The sequence below is a fragment of the Telluria sp. AC161 genome, assembly GCF_979258535.1.
The window spans coordinates 4124192-4137278 of the sequence record NZ_OZ409861.1; the positions used below are offsets into that span (position 1 = coordinate 4124192).

At 63.5% G+C, this 13087-nt stretch carries 13 protein-coding genes; 4 read left to right on the forward strand and 9 right to left on the reverse strand.

What is annotated here, in order from left to right:
• The 4 genes from secD to queA all read right to left on the reverse strand — a co-directional run bounded on the left by secD (position 1) and on the right by queA (position 4622).
• Entirely contained in the window at positions 1-1875 is a 1875-nt protein-coding gene (gene secD / locus ACZ0AJ_RS18380; RefSeq protein WP_499455894.1) for a protein translocase subunit SecD, read from the reverse strand.
• A 59-nt stretch (positions 1876-1934) separates the two neighbouring features.
• On the reverse strand, positions 1935-2267 hold the full coding sequence (yajC, locus tag ACZ0AJ_RS18385) for a preprotein translocase subunit YajC (protein WP_183555984.1): 333 nt from the start codon (positions 2265-2267) through the stop codon (positions 1935-1937).
• 180 nt (positions 2268-2447) lie between these two features.
• Positions 2448-3587: a tRNA guanosine(34) transglycosylase Tgt gene (gene tgt, locus ACZ0AJ_RS18390; protein ID WP_499455895.1), complete on the reverse strand. Its 1140-nt coding sequence runs from the start codon at positions 3585-3587 to the stop codon at positions 2448-2450.
• Positions 3588-3599: 12 nt separating this feature from the next.
• Positions 3600-4622 (reverse strand): tRNA preQ1(34) S-adenosylmethionine ribosyltransferase-isomerase QueA, encoded by a 1023-nt coding sequence (queA, locus tag ACZ0AJ_RS18395; protein WP_499455896.1) that lies wholly within the window; start codon positions 4620-4622, stop codon positions 3600-3602.
• A gap of 118 nt (positions 4623-4740) precedes the next feature.
• Between queA and recG the strand changes: the two genes are divergently transcribed.
• Positions 4741-6801 carry an ATP-dependent DNA helicase RecG gene (gene recG / locus ACZ0AJ_RS18400; protein WP_499455897.1) on the forward strand — a complete coding sequence of 687 codons (2061 nt, stop codon included), beginning with the start codon at positions 4741-4743 and terminating at the stop codon, positions 6799-6801.
• Here recG and ACZ0AJ_RS18405 read toward each other — a convergent pair.
• Positions 6798-7478, reverse strand: coding sequence for an NYN domain-containing protein (locus ACZ0AJ_RS18405; protein ID WP_499455898.1), 681 nt, complete (start codon positions 7476-7478; stop codon positions 6798-6800). The genes recG and ACZ0AJ_RS18405 overlap by 4 nt on opposite strands.
• A gap of 266 nt (positions 7479-7744) precedes the next feature.
• Between ACZ0AJ_RS18405 and ACZ0AJ_RS18410 the strand changes: the two genes are divergently transcribed.
• From ACZ0AJ_RS18410 to ACZ0AJ_RS18420, 3 genes are all read left to right on the forward strand, one after another.
• A complete protein-coding gene (locus tag ACZ0AJ_RS18410; protein WP_499455899.1) occupies positions 7745-8491 on the forward strand; it encodes a hypothetical protein in 747 nt (248 codons plus the stop codon).
• A gap of 87 nt (positions 8492-8578) precedes the next feature.
• Positions 8579-9220, forward strand: coding sequence for a nucleotidyltransferase domain-containing protein (locus ACZ0AJ_RS18415; protein WP_499455900.1), 642 nt, complete (start codon positions 8579-8581; stop codon positions 9218-9220).
• Positions 9150-9581 carry a hypothetical protein gene (locus tag ACZ0AJ_RS18420; RefSeq protein WP_499455901.1) on the forward strand — a complete coding sequence of 144 codons (432 nt, stop codon included), beginning with the start codon at positions 9150-9152 and terminating at the stop codon, positions 9579-9581. Before ACZ0AJ_RS18415 ends, ACZ0AJ_RS18420 begins: the two co-directional genes overlap by 71 nt.
• 31 nt (positions 9582-9612) lie before the next feature.
• Here ACZ0AJ_RS18420 and ACZ0AJ_RS18425 read toward each other — a convergent pair whose 3' ends face one another.
• From ACZ0AJ_RS18425 to pyrC, 4 genes are read right to left on the reverse strand one after another with little or no spacing between them, the layout of a single operon-like run.
• Complete coding sequence (locus ACZ0AJ_RS18425; protein ID WP_499455902.1) at positions 9613-9972, reverse strand: glyoxalase superfamily protein; 360 nt, start codon at positions 9970-9972, stop codon at positions 9613-9615.
• Positions 9969-10970 (reverse strand): Gfo/Idh/MocA family protein, encoded by a 1002-nt coding sequence (locus ACZ0AJ_RS18430; RefSeq protein WP_499455903.1) that lies wholly within the window; start codon positions 10968-10970, stop codon positions 9969-9971. Before ACZ0AJ_RS18430 ends, ACZ0AJ_RS18425 begins: the two co-directional genes overlap by 4 nt.
• Positions 10971-10985: 15 nt before the next feature.
• A complete protein-coding gene (locus ACZ0AJ_RS18435; protein WP_499455904.1) occupies positions 10986-11789 on the reverse strand; it encodes a DUF3025 domain-containing protein in 804 nt (267 codons plus the stop codon).
• Between the two features lie 5 nt (positions 11790-11794).
• A complete protein-coding gene (gene pyrC / locus ACZ0AJ_RS18440; protein WP_499455905.1) occupies positions 11795-12844 on the reverse strand; it encodes a dihydroorotase in 1050 nt (349 codons plus the stop codon).
• Positions 12845-13087: the final 243 nt, after the last annotated feature.

Consider the following 13087-nt stretch of genomic DNA (forward strand, 5'->3'; position numbering starts at 1 on the left):
TTACTTCTTGTTAGGCGTCATGCCAGGCTGCCAGACCGTGCCGATCGAAATCTTCGTCAGCTTCTTCTGGCGGCCGTACCACAGGTTGGCGAAACCGCGCGCCACGACCACGGCCGAGAACATCGAGGTCAGGATGCCCAGGCAGTGGACGACGGCAAAACCACGCACCGGACCGGAACCGAAGATGAGGAGCGCCAGGCCGACGATCAGCGTGGTGACGTTGGAGTCGACGATGGTGTCCCAGGCATGCTTGGAACCGGCCGAAATCGCCGCCTGCGGCGTCGCGCCGGCACGCAGCTCTTCGCGAATACGTTCGTTCACCAAGACGTTCGAGTCAATTGCCACGCCCAGTGCCAGCGCGATTGCCGCGATACCCGGCAGGGTCAGCGTGATCTGCAGGATCGACAGCAGGGCCAGCAGGAACAGCACGTTGGCCGCCAGCGCCAGCGCCGAGAACACGCCGAACAGGTGGTAGTAGATGACCATGAAGATCGCAATTGCCACGAAGCCCCAGATGGTCGAGTGCAGGCCACGCTCGATGTTCTCGGCGCCCAGCTGCGGGCCGATCACGCGTTCTTCGACGAATTCCATCGGCGCCGACAGCGCGCCCGAGCGCAGCAGCAGTGCCAGCTCGTTGGCGTCCTGCGAGGTGCCCATATTGGTGATCTGGAAGGTCGAACCCAGTTCGCTCTGGATGGTCGGGGCCGACAGCACGTTGTAGACGCCCTTTTCTTTCAGCAGGATCGCCATGCGCTTGCCGACGTTTTCACGCGTGGCCAGGCGGATGCGGCGGCCGCCGTCGCCGTTCAGGTCGAGCGAGACGGCAGGCTGCTGGTTCTGGTCGAAGCTGGCGGTGGCGCTCGAAATCGATTCGCCGGTCAGGATAATGTCGCGTGAGACGACGATCGGTGCGCCGCGGCCTTCGGTAAACAGTTCGGAGTTCAGCGGAATCGCTGCCGACAGCTCGGTGCCCGGGGTCACGGTGGTGTCGACCATGCGCAGTTCGAGCGTGGCGGTGCGGCCGATGATGTCTTTCGCGCGTGCGACGTCCTGCACGCCTGGCAGCTGGACCACGATGCGGTCGGCGCCCTGCTGCTGGATGATCGGCTCGGTGGTGCCCAGTTCATTGATGCGCTTGGACAGCGTCATGATGTTCTGCTTGATGCCGTCTTCGACCGAGCGCTTGATGGCTTCGGGCTTGAGGCTCACGACCAGCTTCATGTCGGCGCCATCGGCGGCGTCGGCAAAGGCCAGCTCGCTCGACTGCGCGGCCAGCACATTGCGCGCGTTGCTGCGGGTCGCGGCATCGCGGAAGCGCACTTCGATGGTGTCGCGCACGCGCTCGATGCCGCTGTGGCGCACGTTCTTGTCGCGCAGGTTGCTGCGCACGCTCGACTGCAGGGCCTTGACCTTGTTGTCGAGCACCGCCTTGGTGTCGACCTGCAGCAGGAAGTGCACGCCGCCGCGCAAGTCCAGGCCCAGGCTCATTGGCGCTGCGCCAATGGCCGTCATCCAGGCCGGGGTGTTCTTCACCAGGTTGACGGTGACGATGTAATCGGGATTGGCAGGATCGCGGTTCAGTTCGCGCTCCAAGGCCAGCTTGGCCTTGAACTGCTCTTCGGTACCGGCGAAGCGCGCGCGCACCGAGGTGGTGTGGCCCGTGCCTTCGAGGCTGATACCGGTGGATGGAATGCCGGCACGCTTGAGCGCATCCTCGACCACAGTAGTGGAGGCACTCGTGATATTCAGGGTAGAACGGCCTGATGTGACCTGCAACGCCGGCGTTTCGCCGAAGTAGTTCGGTGCCGTGTACAAGGCGCCCAGCAGCAGCGCAATGACGATCAGTATGTATTTCCAGACGGGATAGCGATTCATAGTGTTCCGGCGTTCAGGTTAGGCAGTGCGGGTTGCCCCGCACGGCGCACAGCTAAGGCTTACAGGGCTTTGAGCGTGCCTTTTGGCAGCAGCGTGGTCACCGAATTCTTTTGCACGGTGATTTCGGTGCCGACGGCAACTTCCAGCGTCACATAGGCTTCGGCCACTTTCGAAACACGGCCGACGATACCGCCGGCGGTCACGACTTCGTCGCCCTTGGCCAGTGCGTCCATCATGGCTTTCGCCTCTTTCTGGCGTTTCTGCTGGGGACGGATCATCAGGAAATACATGACCACGAACATCAGGATCAGCGGCAGGAAGGTCGTCAGGCTACCCATGATGCCGGCATCGGCGACAGGGGCAGTTTGCGCGTACGCGTTGGAAATGAACACAAGAACTCCGATGGTGAAGTTAAAAAAATAAGCGGTGTATTCTAGCATCGGCCAGAAGCCGCAAACCATATCCGGCAGTATGTCGTCTTGCTTTCAGGTATTGCAAGACAAACCGGTCGATATTGCATGCAGCCCCGACCGTCAATACCGCGAGATCGGGGCCGCAGGGTAAGCAAGTGCTTACACGCCGCGTGCGCGGTCGGCCGCGAATTTGACGCGGAACGCCTGGAAGCTGTCGGCGTCGATCGCGTCGCGCATTTCCTGCATCAGATTCAGGTAGTAATGCAGGTTGTGGATCGTGTTCAGGCGCGCGCCCAGAATCTCGTTCGAGCGGTGCAGGTGGTGCAGGTAGGCGCGCGAGAAATTCTGGCAGCAGTAGCAGGTGCAGCTCTCGTCGAGCGGCGCCATCTCTTCTTTATAGCGCGCATTCTTGATCTTGACGTCGCCAAAGCGCGTAAACAGCCAGCCGTTGCGGGCGTTCCGGGTCGGCATCACGCAGTCGAACATGTCGACGCCGTTGGCCACGCCATCGACCAGGTCTTCCGGCGTGCCCACGCCCATCAGGTAGTGCGGCTTGTTCTCGGGCAGGCGCGGACCGACGTGGGCCAGGATGCGCTTCATGTCTTCCTTCGGCTCACCAACCGACAGGCCGCCAATGGCCAGACCCGGGAAGTTGATGTCTTCCAGGCCGGCGAGCGACTCGTCGCGCAGGTGCTCGTACATGCCGCCCTGGACGATGCCGAACAGCGCGTTCGGGTTGCCGCCGGCATTGAACTCGTTCATCGAGCGCTGGGCCCAGCGCAGCGACATGCGCATCGATTTGGCTGCTTCGTCGGCAGTGGCTGGACGGCCGTCGATTTCGTAGGGCGTGCATTCGTCGAACTGCATCACGATGTCCGAATTGAGCGCGCGCTGGATCTGCATCGAGATCTCGGGCGACAGGAACAGTTTCGAGCCGTCGATCGGCGAGGCGAACTTGACGCCCTCTTCCGTGATTTTGCGCATCGCGCCCAGCGAAAACACCTGGAAGCCGCCCGAGTCGGTCAGGATCGGGCCATCCCAGCCCATGAACTTGTGCAGGCCGCCGAACTTGTTCATTACGTCCACGCCCGGGCGCAGCCACAGGTGGAAGGTATTGCCCAGGATGATCTGCGAGCCGACGTCTTTCAGCTCGATCGGGTCCATCGCCTTGACCGAGCCATAGGTACCGACTGGCATGAAGATCGGGGTTTCGATGGTGCCGTGGTTGAGCTTCAGGCGGCCGCGGCGGGCATGCGACAGGCCGCTGGTGTCTTTTTTGAGCAGGGTAAATTCGAGCATGTGTTCTCTGACTTATCGTGAGGTGGTGCTCAAGAGCATGGCGTCGCCATAGCTGAAGAAGCGGTATTCGTTGGCAATCGCGTGCGCGTAGGCAGCGCGGATCGGCGCGTAGCCGGCAAAGGCCGACACCAGCATCAGGAGCGTCGACTTGGGCAGGTGGAAGTTGGTCACCAGGCGCGTAACGGTTTTAAAGGTGTAGCCGGGCGTGATGAACAGGGCCGTGTCGGCGCTGCCAGCGACCAGCTCGCCGCTTTGCGACGCCGACTCCAGCGCGCGCAGGCTCGTCGTCCCGACGGCAATCACGTCGCGGCCTGCGGCTTTGGTGGCGCGCACCGCGTCCACCGTCTCTTGCGCGATCGTGTACCACTCGGTATGCATCTTGTGTTCGCTGAGGTCTTCAACCCGCACCGGCTGGAAGGTGCCGGCGCCCACGTGCAGCGTAACGTAGGCGAAGTTCACGCCTTTCGCGGCCAGGCGGTCGAGCAGCGGCTGATCGAAGTGCAGGCCGGCCGTGGGCGCGGCCACGGCGCCCGGCTCTTTCGAGTACACGGTCTGATAACGCTGTTCGTCGAATTCGTCGGCGGTGTGCTCGATGTACGGCGGCAGCGGCAGGCGGCCGTGCGCTTCGATCAGGTCGAACACATCGCCTTCAAAGTGCAGCGTGAAGAATTCGCCGGCGCGCTCGCCTGCCGTCACATCGAAGGCATCGGCCAGGCGGATGCGGTTACCCGGCTTGGGCGACTTCGACGCCCGCACCTGGGCCAGCACCGTGCGGTTGTCGAGCACGCGCTCGACCAGCACCTCGACCTGGCCGCCGGATTCCTTGACGCCGAAGAAGCGCGCCTTGAGCACGCGGGTGTTGTTCATCACGAGCAGGTCGCCCGCCTGCAGTTGGTCGACGATGTCGGCGAACTGGCGGTCGATGATCTGGTCGCCATCGAGGTGCAGCAGGCGCGACGCGCTGCGGTCCGGCAGCGGCAATTGCGCAATGCGCTCAGGGGGCAGGTCGAAGTCGAAATCGGATAGCGAATACATGATGTTCAATTGGTTGGGCAAATCTCGGCAAATCAATGCTGCCAGCTTTACAATAGAGGCTTGAAGCGCATACGGCGAACCTTCTATTTTACGTCAGCAAGCGCCACTTTGCCGCAATATGCCCGCCCTTAAAACCACAACGCCCCCAAAAACGCTCGAAAGCAAGCTCGCCCGCCTTGGCCTGCGCACCGACATGGACCTGGTGCTGCACCTGCCGCTGCGCTACGAGGACGAGACCCAGATCATCACGATCCGGGATGCCTGCATGCGCGGTGGCCAGACCTGGCAGGTGGAAGGCATCGTGACCAAGAACGAGATCTCGTTCAAGCCGCGCCGCCAGTTGCTCGTCACGATCGCCGACGCATCGGGCGACCTGCTGCTGCGCTTCATGAATTTCTACGGCAGTCAGGTCAAGCAGATGGCCGAAGGCGTGCGCATCCGTGCGCGGGGCGAACTCAAACACGGCTTCTTCGGTGCCGAGATGGTCCACCCGGGCTACAAGGTCGTCAACGAAGGCGCGCCCCTGCCCGCCTCGCTCACGCCCGTGTACCCGGCCGGCGAAGGCTTGTCGCAGACGGTGCTGCGGCGCGCGATCGCCGATGCGATGAAGCGCATCGACTGGGCCGACACCGTGCCGCCCGCGATCCGCAAGCGCATGGACCTGATGGACTTCGAGCCAGCCGTAAAGCTGCTGCACTACCCGCCGGCGGATGTCGACGAGCACGCGCTAATCGAGCGCTCGCATCCAGCCTGGGACCGCATGAAGTTCGACGAACTGCTGGCGCAGCAGTTGTCGTTGAAACGCGCGCAGCGTGCGCGCCGCGAAAAAGGCGCACCGCCACTACGCGCGATGGGCCAGTTGTCCGAAGGCTTTCTGGCCGGCCTGCCCTTCGCGCTGACCGGCGCGCAGCAACGCGTGGTCGAAGAAATCCGCGCCGATCTGCGCGCCGGCTATCCGATGCAGCGCTTGCTGCAGGGCGACGTCGGCAGCGGCAAGACGGTGGTCTCGGCACTGGCCGCCGCGCAGGCGATCGACAGCGGCTACCAGGCGGCCCTGATGGCGCCGACCGAGATCCTGGCCGAGCAGCACTTCCGCAAGATCGCGGCGTGGATGGAGCCGCTTGGCGTGAAGGTCGCGTGGCTGACCGGTAGCCTGAAGAAAAAGGACAAGGCGGCATCGAACGCGTTGATCGAATCGGGCGCGGCCAATCTGGTGATCGGCACGCACGCCCTGATCCAGGACTCGGTGCAGTTCGCGAAACTGGGCCTGGTGATCGTCGACGAACAGCACCGCTTCGGCGTCGGCCAGCGCCTCACGCTGCGCAACAAGGGCAGCGACGGCCTGGTGCCGCACCAGCTGATGATGTCGGCCACGCCGATCCCGCGCACGCTGGCAATGACGTATTACGCCGACCTTGAAGTCTCGGTGATCGACGAACTGCCGCCGGGACGCAGCCCGATCGTCACGCGCGCCATTGACCAGAACCGCCGCGATGAAGTCGTCGAGCGCGTGTACGCGGCGGCGCTCGAAGGCCGCCAGGTGTACTGGGTCTGCCCGCTGATCGAGGAATCCGAAGCGCTGCAATTGCAGACGGCGACCGAGACCTACGAGACGCTGGCCGAGTCGCTGCCCGATCTGCAGGTAGGGCTGGTGCATGGCCGCATGAAGCCGGCCGAGAAGCAGGAAGTGATGGACGCGTTCACGGCGGGCCAGGTACATGTGCTGGTGGCGACGACCGTCATCGAGGTGGGCGTGGACGTGCCCAATGCGTCGCTGATGGTGATCGAGCATGCGGAGCGGTTTGGCTTGTCGCAGCTGCACCAGTTGCGCGGGCGCGTGGGCCGCGGTTCGGCGGCGTCGGTGTGCCTGCTGCTGTACCAGTCGCCGCTGGGCCAGGTGGCCAAGCAGCGCCTGTTGACGATGCGCGAAACAACGGACGGCTTCGAGATCGCGCGGCGTGACCTGGAGATTCGCGGGCCTGGTGAGTTTCTGGGCGCGCGCCAGTCAGGCCAGGCGATGCTGCGCTTTGCCGATCTGGAGATCGATCAGTGGATGGTCGACCGGGCGCGGGATGTGGCGCAGTGGCTGCTCGATGGCGAGACGCTTGAAAAGATGGCGGTCGTCGATGCGCACCTGGCGCGCTGGCTGGGTGGGCGTGAAGAGTTCCTGAAGGTCTAGACGGCGCGCAGAATGGGAGATGCCGGTTCCGCTTTGGACGCCATGCCGACGCTGCAGTGGCCACCGGCAGTCTGGTGCAGTCGCAACTGCTCGCAAGCCTCGATCATTGTGCGCAACTTGGTGTGACCGTGCGCTGCCGGAGAAAACCCGGGGCTGGCTTTCCTGAGCTGATTTCCCAGCTCGCTCAGGTTGACCAGTCCATTTTGGGAGACTTTGGCGACTTTGCGAACCGTCTTCACCAATAAGCTGCGCCAATCAACCACCACGTTGTCATCGACCGGCGCCGCTGGCGGTTCGACTTTCGCTGCGATGGACGCCGCTTCATGAAACCGGTCGCACGCATGACGCAAGGCCGCAGGCGTCTTCACTTCGCCAACGACATGCACACCAGCCCCGCGCTCCTGCAGCTTGCGGCACAAGCCGACAAAATCCGAGTCGCTCGTCACGATCACGAACTGGGTGGCGCGCCCGTCGAGCAGCATCTCCAATGCGTCCAGCGCCAGCGCGATATCGGCCGTGTTCTTCCCGCCCACATACTGAAATTGCAAACACGGCGCAAAGCCGTGGCGGATCAGCGCTTCCTGCCATTTGTTGGTCAGCGACGCCGCGTTGCCGTAACCGCGCCGCAGCACCACACGCCCCAGGCTCGATGCATGCTGCATCGCCTGATCGAGCACGGCGCTCTGCGCATTTTCGCAATCGACCAGTACCGCGACATTCCGTTCTGCAGACATGAGAATTCCCGTTAGGCAACAGCTTAACTCTAGCAGGATATTGAGGACGGGCGGGTGGCATTTCCCGTCTGGGCGCTTACCGTGTTGTACAAACGCACTGTGACAATCCGTTAGAAATTTGCACCCTGTTTACGGCTATCTTGGCTGCGTTGCAATGTCCTGCCCCGGGCTGTTGCGCCTCTCATTCACCATTCAATACGGAACCTGGCATGCCTATCGTCGGACTCGGACTGCACTTTCTGATCGCGCTGTTCTTCGCGGTCCATGCGCTGCGCAACGGGCGCCAACTGTATTGGCTGCTGATCCTGTTCTCGTTCCCGCTTCTTGGCAGCCTGGCCTACTTCGTGGCCGAGTACCTGCCCGCGTCGCGCCTTCAGCGCCAGGGCCGCATCGCCACCCGTGCGCTGCACAAAACCATCGATCCGGGCCGTGACGTGCGTGAAGCGCGGCGCGCGTTCGACCTGACCCCGACGGCGCACAACCAGATGCGCCTGGCCGCCGCGCTGCTGGGTGCGGGCCAGTCCGAAGAAGCCGTGCAGCATTACGATGCCTGCCTGCGCGGGCCGTTCGCAGGCGATCCGGAAGTGGTGCTGGGCGCTGCGCGTGCCAATGCGGCGCATGGCCAGCCGGCCGCAGCGATTGCGCTGCTCGCGTCGCTGCAAGATCGGCAGCCAGGCTTTCGCGCCGATGAGGTCGCGCTGGCGCTGGGCCGCGCGTATGCCGCGAACAATCAGCAGCTTGAAGCCGGCGTGCAGTTCGAGTCAGTGGTGGAACGCTTCGGCAGTATCGATGCGCGCGTCGAACTGGCGCTGTGGGCCATCGCCAACGGCAAGAACGATGTGGCGCAGCGCGAGCTGAAAGAGATCGCGCATGCGCGCAAGCACATGGAAAAGCACACGCGGGACCTGCATCGCGAGTTGTTCAGGCGGCTGGATACGGCGACTGCACCAACGTAACGCTTGCCTCCTGGTGCGACCATTGAGTAAGCCGTCTATTCAGCCGCGACTTTGACAATACCTTATTTGGGTACTATCATTCCCTTTATGGGTACTTATGCCGAAGCGCTTTTCACTAAAACACAGCAACGCGTGCTGGCGGTATTGTTCGGCCAACCGCATCGTTCTTTTTACGCGAATGAAATTATCGAACTGGCGCAGTCCGGTTCAGGTGCCGTACAACGGGAGCTAGCGCGTCTGCAAGCGTCACGCCTCGTGACCGTACAGAAGATCGGAAACCAAAAGCATTATCAGGCAAACCCGGACGCGCCAATCTACGAGGAACTGCGCGGCATCGTCATGAAAACGTTCGGCGTGGCCGACGTGCTGCGCAATGCGCTCATCCCATTGTGGCCTCTTATCGAGGTAGCGTTTATTTACGGTTCTTTGGCCAAGGGCACGGAACATGCAGGCAGCGATGTTGATCTAATGGTGATTGGATCACTGCCATCAAACGTCCAGTTACTCGAACTACTGCTGCCAACGCATGCTCTGCTGGGCCGCGTCGTCAATCCGACGCTCTATACAGCGGCCGAATTTTCGCAACGCGTACAGGTTGGCAAGTCGTTTATTATTCGCGTGCTGGAGCAGCCTAAAGTCTTCGTCAAAGGAAACGAGCATGACATTTCCCGAATCGGCAGCGCTGGCGAACTTGGCCCGGATCGGCAAGTTGAAGGCAGAGCCGCCTGACGCTCGCGAGAGCGCCGGCTTGTTACGCTCAGCGACGGTACGTCTGCAGGATGCCCGGCAACCCATCCTGTCGCTCGAGAGTCGCTTTGACCTGGCCTACAATGCCGCGCACGCGGCCGCATTGTCGGCTTTGAGAACGCATGGCTACCGCAGCGAGAACCGCTATCTGGTCTTTCAGTGCCTCGAACACACATTGGGCTACGCACCGACGCAATGGCTGCTACTCGATCAAGCGCACAAGAAACGCAATCTTGCCGAGTACGAGGGCGATCTTGACGTCACAGAGGGCTTCGTCGAGGAACTGATTGACGCTGCCGCTGCGTTGATCGCGGCAGTACATGCATTGCAGAAGAGATCATGACGTTGATTCTGACACCTGCATGCCGGGAATTCTACGAAATGAACAACGTCAGGCGATTCCCAAACGGGTCACGCACGGTGAGCTCGCGCGATCCCCAAGGCGTATCTTCGATTGAAGGGCGCGCATAACCATACTCCCTGCCCGTCAGCTCGGCATACAGCGCATCGATATCGTCAACGACGATCCGCAGCGCCGCACCAGGACAACAATCGCCATGATGTTCGCTCAGGTGCAACACGCACCCGTCACGCGCGATCTGCAGGTACAGCGGCAGGTCGGGTGCGAAGCGGTGTTCCCAGTCGACCTTGAAACCGAGGTAGTCGACGTAGAACTGCCTGGCCTTCGCTTCATCGAAGATACGCAGGATCGGCGTGACGGCGCCAAGCATCATGCTGGCGGGCGTACCCGGTCTGCCTCGTAACGCAAGCCGATCTGGCGCCGGATCTCGTCCATCACGCCCATCAGCGCCAGCGTTTCGCGCTGCGTCATCACCGGGCTTTCCAGCAAACCGGCTTGCCAGCAGCGCTGCGCCTCGATGGCTTCATGCACGTAGCCGTTGCCGAGATACGGCGTGTCGATCGTGCGCGAAGTGCCGTCGTCGAGCGTGACCGTGACCGATGTCGCGCAGTGGAAGCGCGTGTTCATGCGCACGTGGCCACGCTCGCCCGCCACCGTCAGTTCGGCCGGCGTGCGCGCCAGCAGCGAGCAGCTGCAGACCGACATGCCGCCGCCTTCGTGCTTGAGCGTGAAGCCCGTCTGCACGTCGACGCCCGTCGGGCCCATTTCGGCCTGCGCGCGGATTTCCGCCACCGGGCCAAGCAGGCCCGCGGCGATCGACAACGGATAGATGCCCAGGTCGAGCAGCGCGCCGCCGCCCAGCTCGGGATTGAAGACGCGGTGCTCGGGGCCGAACGTGGCGGCGAACCCGAAGTCAGCCACCACCTGGCGCGGCGTGCCGATTTCGCCGGACGCCAGGATACGCTGGACTTCCTGGTAGGCCGGCAGGTAGCGCGTCCACATTGCCTCCATCAGGAACAGGCGCTTTGTGCGCGCCAGCGTGACCACCTGCTCGGCTTCGCGCAGGTTCATCGTGAACGGCTTTTCGCACAGGACGCCCTTGCCGGCGCGCAGGGCCATCAGCGCATTTTCGACGTGCTGCGGGTGCGGCGTGCCGATGTAGACCAGGTCGATGTCCGGGTTCGCGACCAAGGCCCCGTACGAGCCGTAACTGGCCAGCGCGCCGAATTCGCGGCCGAATGCATCGGCCGTTTCCTGGTTGCGTGACGCCACGCCGGCCAGCACCGCGCCCGGCACATCCTTGAGTGCAGTGGCAAAGGCATGGGCAATCTTGCCCGTGCCGAGGATTCCCCAACGTACCGCTTCAGCCATGCACATTCTCCTTGGTTAGTCCGTCCGGCGTGGACGGAACACGGTGGTATCACAATAAAAGTCAGCGTCCTGTCCCGGCCACCAGCCCGGCACGCCCAGCACCTGCAGCGGTGTGAAGCCCGCTGCGGCGCCATTGCTCGCCAGGCCTTCGCCGGCCAGTGCAGCGGCCACCTCGTGGTCGATCCAGGCGCGGCGCGCGGCCGGCGCGAGTAGAAAGTAAGCGTCGTCCACGAACACGACGCGCGTGTGCGCGGTGATCGCCTTGCGCGGCGTGACCAGCTTTTCCATCAGCGCGTGGCCGAACAGCCAGACCTCGGCGTCGCGGCCGAACATCGCGCGCCCGTCGTACAGCGCTTCGAGCCAGCGATGTGCGCGCAGGTCGTCGACCAATGCATGTCCAGCGTCATTGTCGCGCACCACCAGCAACGCCGCGTTCTCATCGAAGATCGTGGCGGCGTCGCGCGCCGGTCCACGCGACTTGCCCACGCCGGCCTGCGCGATCTGCGCCGCCTGCAGCGTGTTCAGGGCGCGTTTGATCCCCGGGAACGTCAGCCACACCAGCGCATTGAAGAAGTCGTGCAGATTGTCGCGCGTGGGCACCTGCCCTGTCGCGCCGATGAAAGCCTCGTACGCCATGCCGTCGGGCAGGCTCGCTTGCGGCACGAAGCGCAAAGGCTGGCCGGCGCCGTTGCGCAGGCCCTGCGCGCAGGCGGCCGCATTGAAGGCGTCGATGAAACCGTCGGGCGGCGGCGCGGCGTGCTCGAAGGCCGGGCGCACCGTGTCGTACCACGGCTGCGCCCAGTCGATCGGCGGCAGCATCGGTGTTACAGCATCTTCCAGTTGATGGTCTCGCCCGCATTGAGCGGCACCAGCTGGTGCTCGGCCATCGGCACCGATTGGGGCAGCGTCCAGGCTTCGCGCTTGAGCGTGATCGTGCCCTCGTTGCGCGGCAGGTTGTAGAAGGCCGGGCCGTTGAAGCTGGCGAATGCCTCCAGCTGGTCGAGCGCGCCGGCCTGGGCGAAGGCTTCGGTATACATCTCCATCGCGTGCAGCGCCGTGTAGCAGCCCGCGCAGCCGCAGGCCGCGTACTTGGTGTGCACCGCGTGCGGGGCCGAGTCGGTACCCAGGAAGAAGCGCTCGTCGCCGCTGGTGGCGGCGGTGACCAGCGCCAGACGATGTTCTTCGCGCTTGAGCACTGGCAGGCAGTAGAAGTCAGGGCGGATGCCGCCCTTGAACAGCTCATTGCGGTTGTACAGCAGGTGGTGCGCGGTGATGGTGGCGGCGATCGGGCCTTCGGCTTCAGCCACGTACTGGGCGGCATCCCTGGTGGTGATGTGCTCGAACACGACCGGCAGGGCCGGCATGTCGCGGCGCAGCGGGCGCATGACGCGCTCGATGAACACGGCTTCGCGGTCGAACAGGTCGATGTCGCTATTGGTAACTTCGCCGTGCACCAGCAGCGGCATGCCGATTTCCTGCATTACTTCAAGCGTCTTGTAGCACTTGGTCAGGTCGGTGACGCCAGCGTCGGAATTGGTCGTGGCGCCCGCTGGGTACAGCTTGACGGCGTGGATGAAGCCCGTGTCCTGCGCGCGGCGGATCTCGTCCGGGTTGGTGTTGTCGGTCAGGTACAGCGTCATCAGGGGCTCGAACTGCACGCCCTCGGGCAGCGCAGCCAGGATGCGGGCGCGGTAGTCCAGCGCCATGGCCGTGGTGGTAACGGGCGGGCGCAGGTTCGGCATCACGATCGCGCGCGCGAACTGGCGCGCGCTGTGCGGCAGCACGCTGGCCATGGCCGCGCCGTCGCGCAGGTGCAGGTGCCAGTCGTCGGGACGGGTGATGGTGATGGTGTCGGGGATTTCGATGGTGGACATGGCGGCTCTCGGAAAACGGATGGCGTATTTTACCTGTGCCGGGGCGCCGTGGATCACCGCGCAACGTGGCGCGATCGCTCACATGCGCCACACGCGACTGCATGCTTGACAGCACTAACAGCCCCTAGGATACTGCGGAACTTGCCATAATCTTCAGAATCAACTGGTCTTTCGGTCCTCGACAGCCAGCCACTGCCCGAACAATTCACCAGCGACAGCGCCGTTGCCGCGGGTGTCGCACAG

Coding starts and splice junctions, on each gene's coding strand:
- recG (WP_499455897.1), top strand. CDS start 4,741: ATGCCCGCCCTTAAAACCACAACGCCCCCAAAAACGCTCGAAAGCAAG.
- ACZ0AJ_RS18420 (WP_499455901.1), top strand. CDS start 9,150: ATGACATTTCCCGAATCGGCAGCGCTGGCGAACTTGGCCCGGATCGGC.
- queA (WP_499455896.1), bottom strand. CDS start 4,622: ATGTATTCGCTATCCGATTTCGACTTCGACCTGCCCCCTGAGCGCATT.
- ACZ0AJ_RS18425 (WP_499455902.1), bottom strand. CDS start 9,972: ATGATGCTTGGCGCCGTCACGCCGATCCTGCGTATCTTCGATGAAGCG.
- ACZ0AJ_RS18410 (WP_499455899.1), top strand. CDS start 7,745: ATGCCTATCGTCGGACTCGGACTGCACTTTCTGATCGCGCTGTTCTTC.
- tgt (WP_499455895.1), bottom strand. CDS start 3,587: ATGCTCGAATTTACCCTGCTCAAAAAAGACACCAGCGGCCTGTCGCAT.
- pyrC (WP_499455905.1), bottom strand. CDS start 12,844: ATGTCCACCATCGAAATCCCCGACACCATCACCATCACCCGTCCCGAC.
- ACZ0AJ_RS18430 (WP_499455903.1), bottom strand. CDS start 10,970: ATGGCTGAAGCGGTACGTTGGGGAATCCTCGGCACGGGCAAGATTGCC.
- secD (WP_499455894.1), bottom strand. CDS start 1,875: ATGAATCGCTATCCCGTCTGGAAATACATACTGATCGTCATTGCGCTG.
- ACZ0AJ_RS18415 (WP_499455900.1), top strand. CDS start 8,579: ATGGGTACTTATGCCGAAGCGCTTTTCACTAAAACACAGCAACGCGTG.
- ACZ0AJ_RS18435 (WP_499455904.1), bottom strand. CDS start 11,789: ATGCTGCCGCCGATCGACTGGGCGCAGCCGTGGTACGACACGGTGCGC.